The 21,241-nt window shown below is 45.1% G+C and carries 24 protein-coding genes and 3 pseudogenes; 17 read left to right on the forward strand and 10 right to left on the reverse strand.

The genetic code is table 11. From position 1 onward, the window contains the following. The first annotated feature begins 53 nt into the window (after window positions 1-53). The 6 genes and pseudogenes from D5281_RS00775 to D5281_RS00800 all read left to right on the forward strand — a co-directional run bounded on the left by D5281_RS00775 (window position 54) and on the right by D5281_RS00800 (window position 5,344). On the forward strand, window positions 54-728 hold the full coding sequence (locus D5281_RS00775) for an ABC transporter ATP-binding protein (protein ID WP_160558244.1): 675 nt from the start codon (window positions 54-56) through the stop codon (window positions 726-728). Next, the gene (locus D5281_RS00780; RefSeq protein ID WP_160558245.1) at window positions 725-3,229 is read left to right on the forward strand and encodes an ABC transporter permease; all 2,505 of its coding nucleotides are present in this window, start codon (window positions 725-727) and stop codon (window positions 3,227-3,229) included. The genes D5281_RS00775 and D5281_RS00780 overlap by 4 nt, the downstream gene beginning before the upstream one ends. 88 nt (window positions 3,230-3,317) lie before the next feature. Next, window positions 3,318-3,602: pseudogene (locus D5281_RS00785) on the forward strand (GNAT family N-acetyltransferase); the annotation flags it as partial. Window positions 3,603-3,637: 35 nt separating this feature from the next. Continuing rightward, window positions 3,638-3,742, forward strand: a pseudogene (locus tag D5281_RS26835) (methionyl-tRNA formyltransferase); the annotation flags it as partial. Between the two features lie 268 nt (window positions 3,743-4,010). Continuing rightward, window positions 4,011-5,042, forward strand: a pseudogene (locus D5281_RS00795) (DUF6070 family protein). A 41-nt stretch (window positions 5,043-5,083) separates the two neighbouring features. After that, window positions 5,084-5,344, forward strand: a complete 261-nt coding sequence (locus tag D5281_RS00800) for a hypothetical protein (protein ID WP_160558247.1) — start codon at window positions 5,084-5,086, stop codon at window positions 5,342-5,344. Between the two features lie 30 nt (window positions 5,345-5,374). On the opposite strand, the gene D5281_RS00805 is transcribed toward D5281_RS00800, so the two are convergent. From D5281_RS00805 to D5281_RS00820, 4 genes are all read right to left on the reverse strand, one after another. Further along, complete coding sequence (locus D5281_RS00805) at window positions 5,375-6,745, reverse strand: M56 family metallopeptidase (protein WP_160558248.1); 1,371 nt, start codon at window positions 6,743-6,745, stop codon at window positions 5,375-5,377. Window positions 6,746-6,749: 4 nt separating this feature from the next. Continuing rightward, entirely contained in the window at window positions 6,750-7,109 is a 360-nt protein-coding gene (locus tag D5281_RS00810) for a BlaI/MecI/CopY family transcriptional regulator (protein WP_160558249.1), read from the reverse strand. 115 nt (window positions 7,110-7,224) lie between these two features. Continuing rightward, window positions 7,225-7,758 (reverse strand): permease, encoded by a 534-nt coding sequence (locus D5281_RS00815; RefSeq protein ID WP_160558250.1) that lies wholly within the window; start codon window positions 7,756-7,758, stop codon window positions 7,225-7,227. Further along, window positions 7,755-8,252, reverse strand: a complete 498-nt coding sequence (locus D5281_RS00820; RefSeq protein WP_330584732.1) for a hypothetical protein — start codon at window positions 8,250-8,252, stop codon at window positions 7,755-7,757. The genes D5281_RS00815 and D5281_RS00820 overlap by 4 nt, the downstream gene beginning before the upstream one ends. 249 nt (window positions 8,253-8,501) lie before the next feature. On the opposite strand from D5281_RS00820, the gene D5281_RS00825 reads away from it, so the two are divergent. Together D5281_RS00825 and D5281_RS00830 are read left to right on the forward strand one after the other, a co-directional pair. Beyond that, entirely contained in the window at window positions 8,502-8,861 is a 360-nt protein-coding gene (locus tag D5281_RS00825) for a BlaI/MecI/CopY family transcriptional regulator (RefSeq protein WP_160558251.1), read from the forward strand. A 10-nt stretch (window positions 8,862-8,871) separates the two neighbouring features. Further along, window positions 8,872-11,076: a M56 family metallopeptidase gene (locus tag D5281_RS00830; protein ID WP_160558252.1), complete on the forward strand. Its 2,205-nt coding sequence runs from the start codon at window positions 8,872-8,874 to the stop codon at window positions 11,074-11,076. Window positions 11,077-11,153: 77 nt separating this feature from the next. Here D5281_RS00830 and D5281_RS00835 read toward each other — a convergent pair whose 3' ends face one another. Then, complete coding sequence (locus D5281_RS00835; RefSeq protein ID WP_160558253.1) at window positions 11,154-11,687, reverse strand: ECF transporter S component; 534 nt, start codon at window positions 11,685-11,687, stop codon at window positions 11,154-11,156. 95 nt (window positions 11,688-11,782) lie between these two features. On the opposite strand from D5281_RS00835, the gene D5281_RS25305 reads away from it, so the two are divergent. From D5281_RS25305 to D5281_RS00850, 4 genes are all read left to right on the forward strand, one after another. Continuing rightward, a complete protein-coding gene (locus tag D5281_RS25305; RefSeq protein WP_277935093.1) occupies window positions 11,783-11,965 on the forward strand; it encodes a cyclic nucleotide-binding domain-containing protein in 183 nt (60 codons plus the stop codon). A gap of 111 nt (window positions 11,966-12,076) precedes the next feature. Further along, entirely contained in the window at window positions 12,077-12,442 is a 366-nt protein-coding gene (locus tag D5281_RS26435) for a Crp/Fnr family transcriptional regulator (protein WP_330584733.1), read from the forward strand. Window positions 12,443-12,674: 232 nt separating this feature from the next. After that, a complete protein-coding gene (locus tag D5281_RS00845) occupies window positions 12,675-13,232 on the forward strand; it encodes an RNA polymerase sigma factor (RefSeq protein ID WP_160558254.1) in 558 nt (185 codons plus the stop codon). Continuing rightward, window positions 13,232-13,978, forward strand: a complete 747-nt coding sequence (locus D5281_RS00850; RefSeq protein WP_160558255.1) for a hypothetical protein — start codon at window positions 13,232-13,234, stop codon at window positions 13,976-13,978. Before D5281_RS00845 ends, D5281_RS00850 begins: the two co-directional genes overlap by 1 nt. Window positions 13,979-14,266: 288 nt before the next feature. Here the strand turns inward: D5281_RS00850 and D5281_RS00855 are convergent, their stop codons facing one another. Beyond that, on the reverse strand, window positions 14,267-15,214 hold the full coding sequence (locus tag D5281_RS00855) for a helix-turn-helix transcriptional regulator (protein WP_160558256.1): 948 nt from the start codon (window positions 15,212-15,214) through the stop codon (window positions 14,267-14,269). 105 nt (window positions 15,215-15,319) lie between these two features. Here D5281_RS00855 and D5281_RS00860 point away from each other — a divergent pair, with 105 nt between their 5' ends. The 4 genes from D5281_RS00860 to D5281_RS00875 all read left to right on the forward strand — a co-directional run bounded on the left by D5281_RS00860 (window position 15,320) and on the right by D5281_RS00875 (window position 17,112). Beyond that, window positions 15,320-15,622, forward strand: coding sequence for a hypothetical protein (locus tag D5281_RS00860; protein WP_147413095.1), 303 nt, complete (start codon window positions 15,320-15,322; stop codon window positions 15,620-15,622). After that, the gene (locus D5281_RS00865) at window positions 15,619-16,071 is read left to right on the forward strand and encodes a DUF6194 family protein (RefSeq protein WP_103237946.1); all 453 of its coding nucleotides are present in this window, start codon (window positions 15,619-15,621) and stop codon (window positions 16,069-16,071) included. Before D5281_RS00860 ends, D5281_RS00865 begins: the two co-directional genes overlap by 4 nt. A gap of 64 nt (window positions 16,072-16,135) precedes the next feature. Then, the gene (locus D5281_RS25315; RefSeq protein WP_277935094.1) at window positions 16,136-16,399 is read left to right on the forward strand and encodes a hypothetical protein; all 264 of its coding nucleotides are present in this window, start codon (window positions 16,136-16,138) and stop codon (window positions 16,397-16,399) included. Between the two features lie 218 nt (window positions 16,400-16,617). Beyond that, entirely contained in the window at window positions 16,618-17,112 is a 495-nt protein-coding gene (locus D5281_RS00875) for a hypothetical protein (RefSeq protein ID WP_277935095.1), read from the forward strand. Window positions 17,113-17,201: 89 nt separating this feature from the next. Here the strand turns inward: D5281_RS00875 and D5281_RS00880 are convergent, their stop codons facing one another. The 4 genes from D5281_RS00880 to D5281_RS00895 all read right to left on the reverse strand — a co-directional run bounded on the left by D5281_RS00880 (window position 17,202) and on the right by D5281_RS00895 (window position 20,199). Beyond that, the gene (locus D5281_RS00880; RefSeq protein WP_160558258.1) at window positions 17,202-17,660 is read right to left on the reverse strand and encodes a GNAT family N-acetyltransferase; all 459 of its coding nucleotides are present in this window, start codon (window positions 17,658-17,660) and stop codon (window positions 17,202-17,204) included. A gap of 76 nt (window positions 17,661-17,736) precedes the next feature. Beyond that, on the reverse strand, window positions 17,737-18,648 hold the full coding sequence (locus D5281_RS00885; protein WP_160558259.1) for an alpha/beta fold hydrolase: 912 nt from the start codon (window positions 18,646-18,648) through the stop codon (window positions 17,737-17,739). A gap of 201 nt (window positions 18,649-18,849) precedes the next feature. Continuing rightward, window positions 18,850-19,317 carry a DUF3795 domain-containing protein gene (locus tag D5281_RS00890; RefSeq protein ID WP_160558260.1) on the reverse strand — a complete coding sequence of 156 codons (468 nt, stop codon included), beginning with the start codon at window positions 19,315-19,317 and terminating at the stop codon, window positions 18,850-18,852. Window positions 19,318-19,410: 93 nt separating this feature from the next. Further along, window positions 19,411-20,199, reverse strand: a complete 789-nt coding sequence (locus tag D5281_RS00895; RefSeq protein WP_277935096.1) for an EFR1 family ferrodoxin — start codon at window positions 20,197-20,199, stop codon at window positions 19,411-19,413. A 276-nt stretch (window positions 20,200-20,475) separates the two neighbouring features. Here D5281_RS00895 and D5281_RS25320 point away from each other — a divergent pair, with 276 nt between their 5' ends. Beyond that, a complete protein-coding gene (locus tag D5281_RS25320; protein ID WP_277935097.1) occupies window positions 20,476-21,159 on the forward strand; it encodes a hypothetical protein in 684 nt (227 codons plus the stop codon). Window positions 21,160-21,241: the final 82 nt, after the last annotated feature.

The raw sequence follows: 21,241 nt of genomic DNA on the forward strand, positions 1-21,241 counted from the left end.
AGGCAGTCCCTGTCTATGCAGATGCAAAATGATGATAAGGAGAGTGTATTTTTATGAAAATTGAAGCAAATGGGCTTTCAAAAATTTATGGGGAGGGGGAAAGCCGGGTAACGGCGCTGGACCGGGCTTCGTTTCAGATCATGCCGGGTGATTTTATTTCGATCACAGGCCCGTCAGGAAGTGGGAAAAGTACCCTGCTCCATCTGTTATCCGGACTGGATCAGCCGATGTCTGGCCGGCTGACTTATGACGGTCAGGATATTTACAGCCTTTCTGACCGGGAACGGTCTGCACTGCGCCGCAGGAGCATCGGTTTTGTCTTTCAGCAGTTTCACCTGCTTCCGGTTTTGACTGCGTGGGAAAATATCCTGATGCCTTTGCTTCTTGACAAAAAGCAGCCGGATGAGGCGTATCTGGAACAGCTCACGCAACTGCTTGGGATCGGCAGCAGGCTGACCCATCTGCCCCATGAGCTTTCCGGCGGGCAGCAGCAGAGGGTGGCCATTGCCCGTGCGCTGATTGCACAGCCGGACGTGATCTTCGCGGACGAGCCTACGGGAAATCTGGACAGCAGAAGCGGAGGGGAAGTGATGGAAATGCTCAGGGCAGTACATGAAAAAATGGGAAAAACGCTGGTTATCATCACCCATGACAATCGCGTGGCTGGAATGGCCGACCGGCGGTTTTCCATTGTGGACGGCATGCTGACGGAGGTGGGCGGAAGATGAAAAGCTATCTTACTCTGGCGCTTAAGGAAGTGATTTCACAGAAACTGACTTCTTTTCTGATCCTCATTGCGGTGATTTTGTCCACCATGATGACCACTGCGGCAGGACAGTCCGTCGGCGTCCTCTCTGCCATGCGTCAGCAGCAGGCAGTCGCCATCGGCGGGGACCGCTACGCAACCTTTGTGCAGCTTACGGAAGAAAAGGCACGGATACTGGAGAATGATTCCCGTCTGTCCTACACTGGCCGTTCTGTCCCGCTGGGGGATCATGAGTTGAATGACCATCTTTCCCTGGATCTGGCGGAATACTGGAACGGCGGGATTGCCGCCTGGCCCACATACTCCCGTCTGGTGGAGGGGAGGCTGCCCGAAGCTCCTATGGAACTGGCCCTGCCGGAAGACGCCCTGCAGTTTCTGGGATTTAACGGGAAGATTGGGGATACCATCAGCCTTTCCCTTTCCAAAGCTCTTCGCCATGGAATTGTGGTGGATGCTTTTGATTATACGGCTGCGTTTACTCTGGTGGGAATCACGGAGAGTAACTTCCTTGGCTATACCGGAGGCCATATCCTGAGCCTTGCCGGACAGGGGACGGCAGAGGCGGTTCTTCCCCCGGAGTATCTCTATTATAGTATGGATATCCGTACCAAAAATCCTAAGAACTTTCAGGCTGTGATGGATGACCTCTGCGAAAAGCTGGAGATTCATGAGCTAGACACTCTTTACAATATCCCCCTTTTGAATGCGCTCGGCATTTCTTACCGTTCGGAGGCGGCTGATTCGGAATTGGCTATGGATGATGCGGGTTTTTCCTGGCTGGTGTTCGCGGGGGTAGTGGTCGTTGCCCTGATTCTGCTGGCGGCCGGGCTGGTGGTCTATAATATTCTGAAAATCGCCGTTTCTGGAAGGATCGGGCAGTATGGTACGCTCAGGGCCATCGGTGCAGAGAAAGGGCAGCTGTATCGTGTGGTTGCTGCTGAGATCTTGCTGTTGTGTATGGCAGGGATTCCCGCTGGCCTGCTGCTTGGCTGTCTGTCCGCAAAGGGGATTCTGACCGCGGCATTAAATCAGCTTTCGCCGGAGATGTTTCTGGCAGGAAGCAGAGAACAGCTCCAGGCTTTGATAGACGCCAACAGTACGGGGAAATGGGAATATCTGCTGGTCAGTGCCTTTGTAACTCTGGCATTTACATTTCTGGCTGCAGCTCCGGCGGCCCGGTTTGCGGCCAGAGTGTCACCGGTCACGGCTATGACAGGAACAAAGGGACAGGTGAAACGTAAGAAACGGAAGATCAAACAGATCCGGAACTTTGAACGGTATTATGCCAGACTGAATCTGAGCCGCAGTAAAGGTCGGACAGCGGTAACCGTCCTGTCCCTGGTCATGAGCATTACCGTCTTTATCACGCTGCAGAGTTTTCTGTCGCTGCTTGGCGTATCCGGCTCGTTATCCGAACACCTGGGGGATTATTCCATCGTCAATCAGTACGAGGGTATCTCACCGGAGGAGAAAAAAGCGCTGGAGCTGGGAGAAAATGTGGATTACGTGGCGGCTCAGCAGTTTTCCCTCTATGAGCTGGATGAGCAGAACCGGCCCATGGGGATTGACACCGATATTGTGCTGGGGGTTGGCGAAACCTTTCAGATATTCGGATTCAATGACTGCTGGATGGATCATGAATTCGCTTCCAGGCTGACAAAAGAGCAGCTTGACATGCTGAAAGCAGGGGAGGGGTGCGTGATCCGCAATCCCATCCCCATGGAGATTGATGGGGTTTCCTTCGGAACGACCCATGTGGAAGAAGGGAGCACGGTCACTGTGTCCGGGAAAAAGCTCCCGGTACTATTGTCCATGAGCGGCTATGACGGTTATTTCAGCGTGGGAAACAACGGATTTGTAAACGGTGTTCAGGTTCTGGTCAGCGACCGGATCTATTCTGGTCTTACAGGAACGGATACCTATGCGGAACTATGTCCGGGACTGAAAGACGGCGCTGACCGAACCGCTTTCAATCAGGTGCTGGAAGAACTTGGCCAGCGGATACCAGGGACAGCTACGGTATCCTATGAAGAGACGGATCGCCAGTATGAGGAAAGCGAAGCCCAGATCCGGTTTCTGGCCTGGGGATTGATTCTGTTCATCGGTCTGATCGGGATATTGAACATCATCAATACGGTGTACACCAATATCCATACCCGGATCATGGAGATCGGGATACAGCGTGCTGTGGGTATGAGTGTGGGAAGTCTGTTCCGGGTGTTCTTGTGGGAAGGATTTTATTATGGCAGGAACGCGGCGGTAATCGGAAGTATCGCCGGATATCTGGGTACCGTATTTGTGGAGGCCGGGGCAACGGATACCATCCGGCTGACAGCAGTTCCTGTAATTCCGATAGCCTGTGCATCGCTCCTTTCCATCGGGGCATGTATTCTGGCAACCTGTATTCCACTCCGGAAGATCAGCAGGATGAGCATTGTGGATTCCATTGAACTTGTGGAATAAGAACCCGGAGTCTTCTCAAAATCGGTCAACAGGGTGATAATAGAAGTACGTTTTCCGGCTTTTTAACCGCAGAGGGTATAAGGAAGAGAATCTCCGGTTTTATCTGTGCGAGATGGATGGAAAACCGGTATCTACAGCATCTACAATCCGGACAGGGGATACGGCGTCTTTGGAATTTGTTTCCACCTTACAGGAATACCGCAGGAGGAAAGCAGCAATTTCGTTATGCTCACAGGCACTTGGGGAGCTTTTTGAAAACGGAATAAGGGCAGTTACGCTCAGCGGTTCGGAGGAGGCCGTTGAACTCTACAGAAAACTGGGGTTCCATGACTGTTTCCATAACATTATCATGCAGTATGATATCCCTATATAAGAAAGTCAGTACTTGAAAGGATGTGGAGATAATAAATGAAAGTCATTTTTATGGGAACACCGCAATTTTCTGTGGAGATACTGGAAGCTCTGATTATGGCAGGGCATCAGGTTTGTCTTGTCGTAACCCAGCCGGATAAATAGATGTGCAATGCTTCTCTGCTGCCAAAATGTGGGGCGCCGCATTACCACAAATGCCAGGTATCTGCTGCGCATGGCGGGAATTCTTAAATAAAAGATATTGATAAAAGGTGGTCTGACAGAGATGAAAAACATGGGAAAACAAAAACTGTTTATTGCTGCAGGTGTCCTTCTTTTTATAGTGTCCGGATGCGGCAAAAAGGCAGAGGAAAATCAGAAGATACTGCAATATGCAGAAGTCAGAGAAGAATATTCGGAAAAGGAACAAATGGGAGAAAACCGTGATTCCGATGGAGAATCCATTGCAGAGCTTTATCGTGATATTTATGAACAGGCAGTAGAAATGGGAACGGTTGGAGAGCTGGAAGTGACAAGACGCATGGTTGAACGGATTGGAGAACATGGTTATGCTGTGGTGGACGAAGAAAATCAGATTGACATAGTAGGTTCGGAACAGGTTTTACGCTTTTGCAGATCCGTAGAGGAAGCGTAGGATGACAAACTTACCATAATCGCAGTCACCAGCTCCGGCGGATTTATAAAGTATGACCTTCATACAGCAGAGGGAGCAGTAAACGTAACCAGAGGATATTATCAGTATAGCAATGGGATTCTGAAAAACTTTAGTACCGTAAGCTATCCGGCAGAATCGTGGGAATATACGGAAGAAGGCTACCTGCTGTTTGAGGGAAGTTATTTTTCCGAAAGCTATTATGTGCTTTCCCTCAGTGATGAACCGGAACATACGGCGCTGAGGGTTGAGCCGCTGGATGAAACGTGCAGGGGATTAAACCGACAGTATTTGCTGCTGGTAGGGTATGGGGGAAATAATCTTTTCCTTACGGACTGGAGTGAACAGGATTTTGGGAATCTGGATTTTTATGATTTATTCGACAGGTTCTACCCGGATATCTATAAGCAGTCGATTCCTTTTACGCAGGATGATGATTTAGATGCCGGGACCGTTTACAGGATACCGGCAGATGTATTTGAACATGTCATTGAGCGGCATTTGCAAATCGATCACGAGGAGCTGCAGAGGAAGGCCGCCTATATCCCGGAGGATCAGACTTATGAATACAGGCCGAGAGGGTTTTATGAGGTTGAATATCCGGATATCCCATATCCGGAGGTGGTCAGTTATACGGAAAATGATGACGGAACGTTAACTCTGACTGTGAATGCTGTACCCACAAAACCGTGGTCCGTCCCCTTGACGATTGAGGTTTTCAGTATATATCCAATCAGATTATTTTTCCGGAGGGTGGCTGTGAGCTGTGGTGGCATTCGGACCGGCTGACAGAGGACTAGTGGAAGGAAGTATATGGAGGGGATGATTAGTTGGAAGATTTAAAGCAGTTGTTCAGAAAGGGAGGTTTCTTGCTTATCCTGTTATGTTTGACAGTGGCAACCGGGAGCTTCTTTACAGGCTTCAAGGAGGACAAAGGCCGAAAGCAGCCGGAAGAATCCCAGGAACCGGCTATGGAGATTTCCAGAAACGCCGCCACAGACAATACCGGGGCAGCAGACAAAGGAGAAGAATCACAGGAATCTCTGTCATCACCATCCGTTTACCAGGCTCAAATCATCTTCCAAAAGTAGGATTCTGCTCATATTTTTCACCATTCCTTTTCAAGGCACTGGGGCTGATTCTATCCCGGCCAGATTCTCCTCCATTTTGTCCATCACCCGTTTCCTCTGCGCTTCTGTGAGAAATCCGTCTGCTATTGCATCGTCCAGAATCTCTGCCACCTCTGCCATATCATTACGGTAGGTTTCGGCAGTCAGAAGCACATTCCGGTTCACAAGTTCTGGCCGCATGACAATGGTTGGGTTAAAGGAGACCATAACCGTTTCTGTTTCCATAAGAAACGCCCCTTTATGAATGACATATTCTCCTTTCCCATTGTCAGCTTTCAGGCGGTTCAGATCCCGTTCCATGGCTACGGCGTCCGGGTCTTTCTCGCCTCTGTCTACCTTTACAGCATCTACGATCCTTTGGTATTCTTCCACGGAGTACAGTTCAAAGATGCCTCCAAGGGTCGGGTCATCCTTCCGGAAGTTCAGAGAAAAAGTGCCGGAGGGCATTGCGCCATAAACGGTGATATAGCTTATGACCATGGCAAGGGAAAAGAGGATTCCTGTGAGGGAAACTTTTTCTTTCCTATTCATGATATGAAGGACACGTTCTTTCATAAGACTTTGCCCAAAACCTGAGGTCAGAAGATGGATTCCGGCTCTCTTTGCTTCCAGTTCTACCAGTAAATCGGCATAAAGCTTACGGTTTTCTCCTCCCACGGCCCGGACTACGGCTTCATCACAGGCCAGCTCCATATCCCGGCAGGCCAGGGCAGCCATGAGCCATACCAGAGGGTTAAACCAGTGGCAGACACAGGATATGTTCAGGCACAGCTTTTTCAGTGCATCCAGGTGCCGGATGTGAGCCGCTTCATGTTCCAGGATCAGCTTCATGCTTTCTTTGTCCGCCCAGTCGGTCTGTTTTGGAAGCAGAATCACTGGGAAGAAGATACCATAGGTTAAAGGGGAATCAATCTCGTCCGAAACTCGGACGGTAATTCTGCGGAAGGAACGCTTCTGCTCCAGCCACATGGGAATCCAGGAAGATTCCTTAAGGAGAATTGCTGTGCGGTATTTCTTCATACTGGCGGCATGAAGATAAGCGATATACAGGCTGACAGCTACAGCGCCGCAAAGCCACAGGATTTTAAGGAGATTCCATCCAAAGTCTGGCCCGGCCCCGGCTGTCTGCCAGGTTCCCGCCGAAAAAGGTAAAGCCGCGGTGATATCCGGCATTTTTCCGCTTAACGAATGCGCCGCAGGCACAGGAAAGCCCATCGGTGCGGAAATCATCAGCTTCCACCAGGCAAGCAGCCAGAGCAGCGAAAAAACGGTTCTGGGTATTCTGTCAGAAAAGAACTTCCGAAAGGCCACGGCCATCAGAATCAGAACGGAAGCCGAAAGGCTCATCTGCAGCAGGTTCATAGGCTCACTCCATTTCATTGATCATTTGCTTTAACTCCTCCAGTTCCTTTTTTGACAGGGCCCTCTGGGATAACAGCGCCGAAAAAAGCAGGGGGACGGAGCCGTCAAAGACACGGTTTACAAATTCCCTGGTATCATCCTGAACTGCTTGTTCTTTGGAAAGGAGAGCCCTGCAGACAAAATTCGGTTCCAGGCGTTCAATAAAGCCCTTCTGGATACATTTTTTAATGACCGTGTAGGTGGTATTCTTATTCCAGCCGATGGTATCACGTAGGGTCAGGGAAATCTGTTTGGCTGTCACTTCTCCTTCTTTCCAGATTACTTCCATTACCTTTCTTTCTGAATCAAACAGTGTCTTTTCCATACCCGTGTTCACCTCATATTCATTGTGTGTGTTCTTTATTGTACATTTCCCATATACTATCACAGTAGTCTGTTGATGTCAATGAATAACCGCCGGATATGGATGATCAGTATTGTTATAGCTTGTCCGCATTATCATAGATTGCCTTTTTATCCTGATCGGACAACAGTTTTTCAATGATAAAGGCAATCGCAAAGACAACCAATAGATTAAGACCAAACTTGATCAGAGTAAATGGCGCTCCCAAAGAGGATATTTCAAAAAAGAGCAGGGGAATACGGATACTTGCGCTTGCGCAAAGAAATATCAGCACGTTTGAAACTCTGCTTCCCTTTTTTAACAACACCCCGGCAACAGGCAGCAGCGCATATAAGGGTACAGCCGTTATCATTCCCGACAACAGGGCAACGACAATTCCTTTTATACCGGAATCAGCTCCCATAATCCGTATCATTTTTTCCCGTTCAACCCATACGTCCATCAGCCCGATACATACGAAAACAGGCGTAAGTATGAACAGGAAGTTGATAACGTTTTTTCTGCTAAAAGCCAATGTGGTTTTTCCAATCTGCGGGTCATATAGCCAAACGATACCTTTGCAGAGCACAATTATAAATAGAAACCAGTATTTTCGTATTGCCGTTTTCATTTGAGAAAAACCCCCATTAAGTAAGCAGTGATAAAAGAGAATAGAAACACAAGTACATTCCGGAGAATGGCTGTTTTCCTGCCCAGATATTTTATCTCTACCGGGATTGTGATGCTCCCAACCGTAGTAAGTGCACAAACAAATACCGCCATTTGTGTAAGTCCCGCGCCGTTTTTCAAAAGTTCCGCAACAATGGGAAACGCAATCATTACGGGGATTAACGTAATTGCGCCAATAAGCGAAGTTAAGAGCATACCAGTAAATCCCGTTTCCTCGCCGATCATGCGCCTGATTGTTTCCGGTGAAAGCACCGCAAGCGCCAATCCAACAAAAAGCAGGATAGCCACAAATTGTGGTAGGACGCCTATAAACATTTTCCACGCATTTTTTAAGGACAACAGTGTTTTACTTTTGTCTTTCACAAAGGAAAGAATGAGTAAAACCGCTGCTAAACCGTAAAACCAATAAGTAAAAACTGTGTTCACCTTTACCACCGTCTTTTCCTTTGCTTTTCAACTTTCATTATAGTACAATTTGCTCAAATTTCCTGTTGCACACGCAACAAAAAGTGAGGACGCAGCTGCGTCATTCCCTTGGGCTCTCTTTTGCGCCTGGTATTTCACACTACCGACTATTTTATATTCGGAAAATTTAAGACACGAGTAGTATTGACAAAGCATTAAGACTGTGGTAGTTTAATTTTAAAAATACTACTGGCGTCTTATGAAAGGAGTTCCTGTTTGATGGCTGTAAAACTTTTTGACTCTGAATTGAAAGTAATGGAGGTGCTCTGGAAAGAGGGGGACATTCCGGCAAAGCAGATTGCTAAACAACTGACCGGGCAGTTGGGCTGGAATGTAAACACGACCTATACTCTCATAAAGCGGTGCATCAAAAAAGGGGCGATTGAACGCTCCGAGCCGGGCTTTATGTGCCGCGCCTTGATCCCGAAAGAGTCCGTCCAAGAGGCAGAAACCAACAAACTGATCAATAAAGTCTATGACGGTTCTGCTGATAAGCTATTTGCGGCGCTGCTCGGCAGGAAGAAACTTTCCGCTGAACAGATCGAAAAGTTGAAACAGATTGTTGGCGATTTAGAATGAGGAGGTAACTATGAGCTTACTACAAATGAGTTTTTCCGGTGCCATTTTAATTTTAGCGATTGTTGTCATCCGTGCGCTGGCAATTAACAGACTGCCGAAAAAGACCTTTTTGGTACTATGGGGGGTTGCGCTATTGCGCTTGTTGATCCCATTATCTTTACCGTCCATGTTTAGCGTTTATTCGGTCATAGGTCATAGAACATCCGCTATGCAAGCGGTACAGCAGCCCCCTGTTGCAAACTTTATCCCGGTCACTCCAACCCAGGCTATGACAATGCTCCCAAGTACAGCCGGTATCAATGAAACGGGAAGCTCCATTCCCATATGGATAGTCATTTGGGCTGTTGGCGCACTTATCTGTTTCCTGTTTTTTGCAATTTCGTATATCCGATGCCATCGGGAGTTTCAGACCTCTCTGCCTGTGGAGAATGATTTTGTAAAAAGCTGGCTCATTACACATAAAATAAAGCGTCAAATCGCCATTAGGCAGTCCAGCCGGATTTGCGCCCCTCTCACCTACGGTTTTCTCCGGCCTGTGATTTTGATGCCAAAGGGTACAGACTGGAATGATACAAAATCGCTTCCATACGTTTTGGCCCATGAGTATGTTCATATCCGGCGTTTTGACGCTTTCACGAAGCTGGTTTTGGTTGTGGCACTCTGCATCCACTGGTTTAATCCGTTGGTATGGGCTATGTATATCCTGGCAAACTGTGATATTGAACTTTCCTGTGATGATGCGGTTGTTCGGCTTTTTGGAACGGGAAACAAGTCGATTTATGCGCGGATACTTATCAGTATGGAGGAAACAAAAAGCGGTCTGACCCCGCTATGTAACAGCTTTAGCAAAAACGCCATTGAAGAAAGAGTGACCGCTATTATGAAAATCAAGAAAACATCGTTGATTGCCACATGTGTTGCGGTTGTTTTGGCTGCTGGAGTCACGATTGCTTTTGCCACTTCTGCCGCAGCAGGAAATAATCGGTTAAGCCCTGTTCCTAATACTGGCTTTACCAACGAAGAATATAACAAGCTGTTTGCGTTACAGCTTGACGGTTATGAGGATATGACCGTTTCCGAGTTTCGGACACAGATTTTTGAATTGATTGATACAGTCGAATATAGAGAGCTTCTGGAGCGTTTTTCACAGGACCAAACGCTTTATGATTTGAAAGACAACAATGAAGCCGCCTCATTCCTGTTTAATGTGTTAGAACCGCTTATTGCCGAAAGATGGCAGGAAAGAGGCTTCGGCGGCTATGTAACGACAAATTATGTGGCATCAGACAACGCGACACTGGAATATCAACTCACGATGACGATACTGGATGCAGACACGCTGACCGTGCGGGAGTACAACGATGCGCGGCTCGGCGTTGCAAATGCCATGCCAGCGCTTTTACAGGGAATGTCTTTGGAAGAACTCCAAGGAGACCAGACGGCGGCGCTTCAATCAAAAATTGAGGGCCTTGCCCAGGCGCACAGCCTTAAATGTCTGCAACTTTCCATTCAATTTTGGTTTATGCCACTTTCTGGCTATGTAGATACCCTGCCCGCCAGTACTGATGATCCCGGCTTCAATGAACAAGAGCCGCGCCAGTACGGATATGGCACAAGCGAGGAGTATGCCTCACTATTGGCTCTTAAAACCCCCGATTACCAACAGATGACCGTGGCTGATTTTAATGCTGCCTTGCTGGAATGGGCTAACGAAAACCTTGACGGATGGGATCGGATTGGGGAGGATGCCGCACGAAATGATTACCGGGTGGAACTCTCGGCGGAGGGACGTGCTTTTGTGACGTTGACGAGGACGCTTTCCGGTGAAGAAAATTTCCGTATGATACAAAGCCTGAATACCGGACGCCCGGAGGAAGATCCGTGGTTTGCCGGAACCATCCTTTCAAAAGATACGGAAGACGGGGGCTATGGCGCTTGGTGTAATTTGTGGTATCAGTTTTCCTATCACATCGCAGACAAAGACCGCTTGACGATTGGCGAGCGTGATTACGCTATCGGCGGTATCGTCAGTGCCATAGAAGCCTTTTGGAATGAAACCTCGCTGGATGATTTGCTGACGCTGACCGAGCGCGATGTCGTAACGAAAATGGTTTCTTTGGCTGATGAATATAGTACCGATCTAATCACAATCACAATTGACGAAAATCAAGTGCAGTTTGAGGGCATGGACGAGAGAGAAAAGTCTAAATTTTGATTAAGGCAGCCTAACGGCGGTATCTAAGGAGGTATCGCCGTGGCTGTTTTTGCTTTTCATAATACCCACACTCTGCATCAGTTAAGCTTTTTTAATGGCGAAAGTACCAGCAGCGCGACACCGCCGCCTAAAAGGGCTGTTAATAGCTGTGGTTTAGAGAACATATTAAAAATAACCGATGTCTGCGGTTCGGGTAATCTTAAAAGCAATGGCACGGCTATTTTTGCAACCCCGATGTATAGAATTAAGAATTTACCGATTGTCGCAACGACTAAAGCAATCATTTGCGCGGTATGCCTATGTCCCCAATGCCGGTTGCCTATGAAGTGCCAAGTCAATATGAGGGCAATGTTCCCTGCTATGATAAACGGTATCAGGCTCCAAAGCGGGCCGATTCCGATCAGCTTTGCCATGACAGGCGAAATGACAGCGACACAAAGCCCTGACATCATACCGCAGGTCATAACGGAGACGACCAGCAGCATATTCACAACAGACCCCGTAATTATGGTATTTCCCAAGGAGGCGGTAGCCGCTTGTAATACCACAAGCAAAGCAATAAAAACCGCTGTGCGCGTAATCCAAAGTGTTTTTCCCTTGTTGTTGTTCATGGTTTTGATTTCCTTTCTCTTGCTTTTCAACTGCCATTACAGTATAATCTGCCAAAATCATCTGTTGCACACGCAACAAAAGTGAGGGCACAGCTATGAACGAATTGATAGAAGATTTGAAACAAACAAACCTGCTTTCAGGTATTGAACCGCAGGAAATTGACGGGCTGCTTCATTGCCTTTGCGCCAGGTATGTCCGTTATGTCAAGGACGACACGATCATTGAAGAGGGAAACAAGGTATATGATTTCGGTATCATGTTATCAGGGCGTGGATGAGCGATAAAGTGGGATTCGTCCGACAGGGTCATTATTATTACTCTGCTGAAAAAGGGAAGCAAAATAGGCGTTATTTTAGCAGCAAGTTCAGACCATAAAAGCCCCGTTACTGTGGAGGCGCAGGATGATGTACTGGTATTGCGGATCCCTTTTGAACGTGTTTTAACCCGGTGTAAAAAGGCTTGTCCCCGGCATGAACAGCTGTTGCACAGCTATATCAACATTGTCGCTGAAAAAGGGCTTGTATTGCATGAACGTATTGATTGTCTGCTGCGTCCGACCATACGGGAAAAAATATTGACCTATTTATGGCGGATGTCCCGCGAACAACAAAAAAAGACATTTACCATTCCCATGAATAGAAACGCTATGGCTGAATATCTTAACGTGGAACGCAGCGCGCTTTCACGAGAGCTGTCCTATATGAAGCGCGATGGGGTCATTGATTATTATAAAAACACGTTTCGGTTGCTTTGAGCGAATCACATATTTATTCCATAACCAGGGGCTGTCAACTTGCGACAGCCTCTGACTGTTTATATGTCCTGTACCCTGTTCGTTCTACAAACGCTAACATGGGGCGACTGTGCTTCGGGATGTAAGGCCGTTGTTCGGTTTTCTAAATTTTTTCAAAATGACTGTGACCTAAACGATTATTTTTCGAGTAGATAGATGAAGAACTCTATCTGGGGACAAAGGAGGTATGGAAATGGAAGATGACAGCATTGTCAACCTTTATTGGGCGCGCTCTGAAAATGCAATATCAGAAACATCTAAAAAGTACGGAAATTACTGCTATTCCATCGCTTATGGCATCCCGGGAAATATAGAGGACGCAGACGAAAGTGTAAATGATACTTACCTTGACGCATGGAACAGCATTCCGCCCCACCGTCCGTCTATCCTCTCAACATTTTTAGGTAAAATTACACGGAGAATATCTATTGACAAATGGCGTGGACGTACTGCAAAAAAGCGAGGCGGCGGTGAGATCGTGCTGGTACTTGACGAACTGTCTGACTGTATTCCCTCTAACCAAAACGTAGAGCATGAGGTGGAGGCCGCAGAATTGGTACAGCTAATTGACAGTTTCGTTATGTCGCTATCTCCTATGGAACGCCGTATTTTCATCTGCAGGTATTGGTATTTTGACCCGATTAGCGAGATTGCTCAAAGATTTGGGTTTTCACAAAGCAAAGTAAAAATGATGTTACACAGGCAACGGAAAAATCTTCTAAACCGGTTGGAAAGAGAGGAATTTTTGTAATGAAAGTTGAAAATATTTTGGATGCTGTTGGAGCGATTAACGATGAGGCTGTGCAAGATGCGAAAGCATATAAGCGGACCCGATACAATAAAGCGGTCAAATGGGGGGCTATGGCAGCTTGTGCTGGCCTGATTATCACAGCAACAGCACTGACACTACCGGGCATTTTGAGGGAACCGAGCGGCGGCCCGAACATTCCCGGCGGCATTGTTACTCCAGGGGAACATCCGGAGGGTGTTGACCCAGTAATTGAAAGTATGGCTGTCTATCCGGCCACCGAGGATATTCGAGATGTTTTAGATGCGACCATAGAAAGCGTTGATGAGAATACCGCCTACGGAATACCGGGATTAGGAAATCACTTGCCTGCTGATTTGCCCGCTGGCTATCATTTTGGCAAGGCCAGTCTATATGAAACAACTATGAAAAACGGAACAAAATATCACTTACTTCGGGTAACTTATACAACAGGCAATGATGAAATAACAACGGCTCCCGCTAACGATGATGGCGGAGTTGCAGTTGCAGACCCAAGCCTATTTGGTTCAAGTTTTGTTGTTCTCATTATAGACCATAAGCCAAGGACAAATAAACCTATATACTCTTTTAAGGATTTGCGAGAATATTTAGAAACAAAAGACGACAATGGAATATTTCATTTTGCCTATGAGGATGTGTATATTGGGGTTTCTCCAGATGACCTTTCTGCGGAAGAAATCCTTGATGTAGTGAATTCTATTCCATAAAGCATGTTCACAAAGATAATGCCAACGGAAAATTCTCCGACAGCAGATTGATATTTCCTATGGCCTTGTGGAAGTACTCCCTGCTCAATGATCTGAAAAACGGAGAAACGGCATAGCCGAAGCTACGCCGTTTCCCGAAAACAATCCTATGCTGTTTTATGAGTGCCGCTTTTGACAAGGCTTTCTTTATACATTTTTTGATAGTAGCCTGTTGATGTCAATGAATAACCACTGGATGTGGCTGATAATATAATTGAACCGATAAGTATAATAGGGTTATAGGGAAGCTTACCTACAATAATGCTGATGTAATTCGTATATCTTTTGTTTCATTAGCTCCACAAGTTCTGGTGGTTCTAAGACAGTTGCATTGATTCCAAATGGCAGGAAATAATCGGCAACCCAATCCAAGGTTGCATGACGTATTTCCATGTCGATGATACCGCCGCCTGTTGGGAATGTTTTTAATCCCCTTGCCAGTAAAAATTCAGTTTCGCAGCGTTTAACACCTATATCGGTTAGCTGAATCTTTATGTGGTAATCATTTCCGATTTCTAACCTTTCGAGATATTCTTGAATGGACGCAGGAACAGGAAATTTCCCTTTAGGATATGGTTTTTCCTCTATTATTTCCTTTATACGGTCAATACGGAACTCTCTGATTTGATTAGCAACGGTGCAATATGCAGGGCAATACCAAAGCCCATTCATAGCATATAGCCCAATCGGTATAATTGTGCGTATACTTTCAGAATGTGTTGATGAATACTGTATTGTTGCTGAATGGTGATTAACGACAATATGAAACATTGGTTTAAGTAGTGGTGAATCGTAATGCCTGTCTGGAATCCAAAATACTACACTATTTTGAATTTGTGTAATACTGCTTTGTATATCTAAGGGCAGACAGTTCAAAAATTTTTTCAAAACAGATATTGTTTCCTGTTCAAAAGGTAAATCGTGATAGAATTTCAAGGCTTGACAGGCAAAGAATATAGCTTTGGCTTCATTCTCTGAAAAAGTGATAGGCGGCAAAATACGCTCTTTCAAGATGTGATACCCGCCAGCAGCACCGACTTCGGAATAAAGGGGGAATCCAGCCTGTTCTAATTCTTGCAAATCACGGAGTATTGTTCGCTTTGACACAGAAAATTCTTTTGCTAATTCGCCTACTGTAAAATCCTTTTTGGTATTTATCGTTATCATCATTTCAATAAGCCGTTCTGCTTTTGACATTTTTAAAAACTCCTTTCCGAATGGTGACAGCCGTTGTCACTATTCCATGATAGACTATCTATGTACCAAATGCAATATGATACTCAAACGAAAGGACAAGATGTTATGAATAAAAACGTGATTGAAATGGTTATTTTTCAGACAAACCAAGAAGTGACCGAGGAACATTTTTTACGAATGTATCACAAATTGAATGAGGTGCTTGAAAAAGATATTGCTGGATTTGTAAAACGGTCATTAACAAAGGATTTAAAGCAGGATAAATGGGTTGAAATGATTTGGTGGGCATCAATGGAGGCAGCACAGGGGGCTTTGGAAAAGTTGCCGCAGGTTACGGAATTTCAGGAGTATTGTTCTGCTTTAGCAGACGAGGGAACAATGATGTTCCATTTGGAGGAAATGGCATGACACCAAACGATATTCTTTCCTACTGCCAGTCTAATTTGAAAGATGTTGTATTGGTAGAAAGTTGGGGAGAACGAGGGATTTTTTATAATCCAAACGGAGTTTTGAAACGGGGAGTATATGTTTTAACTGTTAAAGAAAAAGACGGTGATAATGATAAAGGCTCTATGTTGAACCGTGATAATGTATATCGTGTGAATGTCGGTTTAAGGAAACAGACCTTTATTAAAAAATTTGGGTATATTCCAGAGCGTCCGCCTGCTGGAAAAATCGTAAAAATGGATTATGATTTTACCGTTTTAGACACCATTATTCCCCACCCTGTCTACGCATGGATGAGCTGGGTATGTGTTTTAAATCCCTCTGATAAGACCTTTGAGGATTTCAAAGCAATGATACAAGAATCCTATGATTTTGCAAAAGAAAAATTCAACAGAAGAAAAAGTAAATAATGCAACAAAAGCATACAAGGAACACATCATGTATTCTTTCAATGGCTTTTGCAAAGGAGAGCCTATGAACAAAGACACCAGCAAGACCAGCCACACCACCGCCCTTCTGGATGTGAAGCCCGATCTTGTGAAGCGGATAGGAAATACCACCTTTGACATACATATCCATTTCAGCGAAACGAGCCGGGAAACGCTGCACACAGAGATGAGAAATTATACGCTAAACAGCGGTGACGCTCTTGTTTTTGACTCGTCTGTCAAGCACACCTATATCAATGAGCAGGATGTAATGCTTACTTTTATGGTGGTAAATTTCTATCCCAATTAAAAAAGCGGGCTGTAATCGGAATTCTTAAGAGATTCGTCAGAAAATATTCGTTGACGCACTTGGACTACTATGATAGTCTATTGTTTAGACAGACTATCATAGTAGTCTGTTTTTTCAAAAGGTGCGCACCCGTGAAGATAAACTAATAAAAAGAAAGGATTTATACCATGTTCCATCATACAAAGAGAAACCTTACAGCTTCAGGAATCATGTGTCTTATGCTTATGGCTGCTGGACAGACTGCCTATGGGGCAGCGCCTGCCCCGCAGGTATCTACAGTTTGGGCCCAGGAAGTTCAGAACCCGGCGGCGGATCCTACTTTGGGAGGGCTTTTTGAGCTTTATACCCCGGAAGAATATGAGGAATCTATCAACCAGATTAAAAAATACATGGGCGCAGACCATGGGGATGTCAAGGCCATGGAAGCGGACCTGGCCAAACTGAAGGCGGATAACGGCAAAGGTGAATTTGTCATTTACAAAGGCGCTTTTACCGTATCCACAGAAACTACCATCGTTGCCTTCAATCCCACAATCGTTATGAGGCCGGATCTGGCAAAGAGCGCTGAGGAATTGACAGCGGAAAACTATAAAAAGGATATTGAGGATGTAACAAAGCTTTTGGACCAGGCCGTAAAAGATAAGACCGTAACTTTAGACCAAAAGGATTCTATCCTGAAAAAGATGAATGAAAACCTGGAGAAATTAAATTAGGGCGGCTGCCATATATGGGAAAGCAAAACGGGCGTATCATCTAAACGGTGATGCGTCCGTTTTGTTGCATGGATAATGCAAAAATAAATTTAACGTACTCTCACGGTATTTGTAAGAACAAATCCTACTTTTTTGTACAGCATGAAAGCTTTATCATTCCATTTAGCAACATGTAACAAAATAGGCTCATTACTGGTTTGGCGAATATGGTTCATTCCCCATAATAAAAGTTGTTTTCCATATCCCCTGTCTTGAAATTCCTTATTGACGATCAAATCGTCTATTTCGTTTCCATAACAGGCAATAGAACCAATAATTTCTTCCCCACTTACAAGCAAGAAAATATCCTTACTTTTTTCACGAACTTGTTTATAATCATTCAAAAAATTATACGGCTCAATAGCAAGAAATTTTCGCATTTCATAAAAGCAAGTATTATATATTTTCATGTATTGTTGAAAATACTTTTGCTCAAAAGGAATACACAAGATATTGCTTTTTTCAATATCATCTTTTACATATTTCATTTCATATGCTATTATTTCCATGTTGTAATTTCCCTTCTGCAACCCCCGATTTGTCATCTTTACCTGATAGCATTAAGACGCACTAAATTATTATCTGTTATGTAAGCAAATTGCAAATTAGCTTATTAAACCTGTCGCTTTCGCTCCATTGAGGAAAGTGACAGGATTCCTCAAACCAGTAAAACTGTTTTTCTGTTTCAATCCGGTCGAAGTATTCCTTCGCAAGAGCAGAGGACACATGGTTGTCATATCTTCCCTCGATAAATATGATTGGAGCGCCATATTGTGTTTGGGCTTCAAAGTTTGTTTGCATGACTTCCTGCCACAAATATTGTATGGCTTGCAGACTGCCCCTCTGGTGCCGAATCAAATCGGCGAGTGTGTAATATCGAGAGAGCAAAAAGGGAATGGCTAAATTATTATAATTTGTTCTTCCATAGAGGGAACCCTTGTGTTTAACAACCTGCCTGGTCACAAAAAGCAGGTCATTCAGCCAACTGTCCGTTTGATAGGAGCAATCAATCCTCCTGAGTTTTTCCAAGTCCTTTTTATCAGCATGTGCCAGAGCATATTCATAGGCTGATTTGCTGGATTTTTTCATATTGACGACTTGCCCACAGCCGATATAAGTATGCACTAATTCCGGGTATGCCTGGACAAAGCGCAGCCCCAGAATGCTCCCCCATGAATGACCGACCAAATACACCGAACTTTGATGAAACCGGGGCAGCAAATAATCCACAAGTGTGTAGAGGTCATTGACAAAAATGTCAATCGTAACGGGCCCGTCAAATTTATAATAGGACTTTCCCGCACCACGCTGCTCCCATATAACAACCGTGAACTGCTGTTCTAACATTTTATTGTACGTCATCACCAAGGGAAACGCAGCGTCTCCGGGGCCACCATGCAGATAGATCAGCAAAGGAGCCTTTTCCTTTTCTGCACGTATCGAAACAAACTGCGGCACACCGTTTACATTCAATTTTAACTGTTTGTCTATATACATGTTTCCTCCAACTTCTGTCGGTGCGCCTCCATTACCAAGACAGCCCTTTCTCCCAAGAGTTAACAACAGTGTAGTTCCATGGCGGCCTGTTTTTTGAAAAAGACGCTTTCATTCCATTGTTTATAATATTTTCTTGGGATATTGGCTTATCTATGAATTTTCTAATGCTTTGTTTATTGTAAATTGCAGAAATCATTTATATTATACTCTTTCAATAATTCCGCTTTTCTCTATTTTATTCCAACGTTTGAATACAATTATTTCCGCATCAGTTCCATAGCCGCTGTACTCAGACACCATGAGATATTTCTCATCAGCGATAATTCCATAACATCTGTCGCTGTCCTTTTTATGAAGCTGATTCCCTAAATAAATCCTGTTATCATCCCAAAACTTTACGGTCTGGCCGTTTGGAAGGGTATATTCAATGTTCGCAAAGGAACCTTTCAGCGCATTCAGCTCTGTTACTTCTTCCATATCTGGAATCTGCAGCGCATGGAAGGCCGCAATCAGCTTTTCTTTTAATTCGCTTAACGCTGTTTTCCCTTTTTTACAGCACTGTGCAACAAGGCATTCCGCCCCAAAAGGCTGCCCTTCTGTTGCTGCACATCCGTTACAAGTGCTGCATAATTCACAGTTCGTACAATCAATTCCGCAGATAGATTTCATTCTGTTTTCCTCCTCAAATTCTCTTTTTTACAGCTTCCTTATGGGAAAAAATATTTTCATTGATTTGCTGCTCCCTTCGCTTTCTGTTTCATTTCATTTTAAAGGCTCGTTCTTTTTCCCGTTTTGGATATATTTATCATAGCGGCACTGTTCAATGACTGTGTGCCCCAGTAATGTAATTGCCCTTGCCGGACAGGAACTGATGCACCGGTAACACATCGTACAGTGTTTTCCGGCAGCCGCTTTTCCATTTTTCAGGGTAAGGTTGTCTGTCGGGCAGAGCCGGGTACAAAGCCCGCAGCCTGTACAGGCATTACTGATCTTTAATTGATCCGAGTAACTTTTGGTTTTGCTGTAGTACCACAAACGCTGGCAGAGTAATCCGGTGATTTGGCTATAAAGATGCAGGCCGTTTTTGGGATACCTGCCTTTCCTGATTTCCTCTGCACATTTCTCAATCTTTCTGTCTGCTTTCCGGATGATTTCCCGGTTCTCCTGAAAGGATTTTTTCAGCAGCTTTACATCGCAGACAGAATCAGGCATACGGATATGGAAACCGCCAACAATTTCTGCACCATACTTTTTGAGCAGCCGTGCCGAGCAGCCTGCGCCGTCTCCGCTGAACAATCCCATAGTGGCAACGCAGAGTATTTTTTTACCCTTCCAAAGATCCGGATGGCTTTTGATAAAATCTTTTACCATGACGGGAACGTTTGAAAACTGAACAGGATATGCAAAAACAATAAAGTCATGCTGTGATAATAAATGTACCGCGTCTTTCTGCTCCATCGGAACTGCCTGCGCAGTTTTATCCAGTAAAAAAAGCAGCTTTTTGATACAATGTTCTGTGTTTCCCGTTCCGCTTAAATAGATACCTATCATATATTTTCCCTTTCAAAATTGGAGTAATGACCACGTCCCTGTACCATGGTTTCTGATTTTATCCTTTTCTGTCAATTTTACTGCCATTGACCGATTTTGGGAAGGGCTGAAAACAAACGTCTTCTCAAAATCGGTCAATGAAGCAATAATAAATTAAGTTCATTCTTTTTTAAGATGTTTTAGAGGCTTTTTAGAGACTACTCTGATAGAATAGACAAAAATCTGCAGAAATACTGGATAAACTGTGGATGGAATTTTATATGAGAGGAGAACGACATGAAAAAGAAAACAGGAAAAATGATCTTATTGACAGGGGTGCTATGCATCTTGAGCCTTGCGGTATGTGCCTGTGGAAAGACGGAGGAAGCATCAGATACCCAGGAACCACAGGTGGTTCAGGGCGAGCCGATCCCGGAGGATGATACAGAGGACGATGTTTCTGCTCCGGAACCGGAAGCGGATGCAGAAGGAACCGACACCGGGAATGAACCGGAGTCACCGGAAGCATCACCGGAACCGCAATCCGGTGAAAGCAGCAGCCAGGGAACAGACAGCGCACAGAAAGAACAGCCTGAACAACAGCCGGAAGCACAAAGTCAAAGTACGTCTGGCACATCTGCAGAATGGGTGGACAGTACTCCCAATCTGGAAGGGGATATCAAAGAGCTGAAGGATGGGCAGCTTACCGTGGTAGAGGCCATTACAGAAAAATCGGATAATGGAGGTGATATCGTAGTGTCTCCTGGCAGCGGGGATGATTCTGAGTTTAACAAGATTGCAGTTACATACGATGAAAATACCCTGTTTGCTATACAAACGATCTACGATGGAGGGGCCAGATCTGAAATGTTAGCAGCAACAGCGGCGGACCTGGCATCCGGCCAGTTCATTCAGGTATGGGGAAGTTCTTCCGGCAGCGGACTGAAAGCAACCCAGATTTGTATTGTAAAAGTGGCCTGAACCATTGCCTGTCCTCTTTTGATAAGGAGAAAACCCTTGTCAGGAGAGGGCAGTTTTTCTTAAATAAAACCTTTATTTCCTG

The organism is Parablautia muri (assembly GCF_009917485.1).
Lineage (GTDB): Bacteria > Bacillota > Clostridia > Lachnospirales > Lachnospiraceae > Suilimivivens > Suilimivivens muri.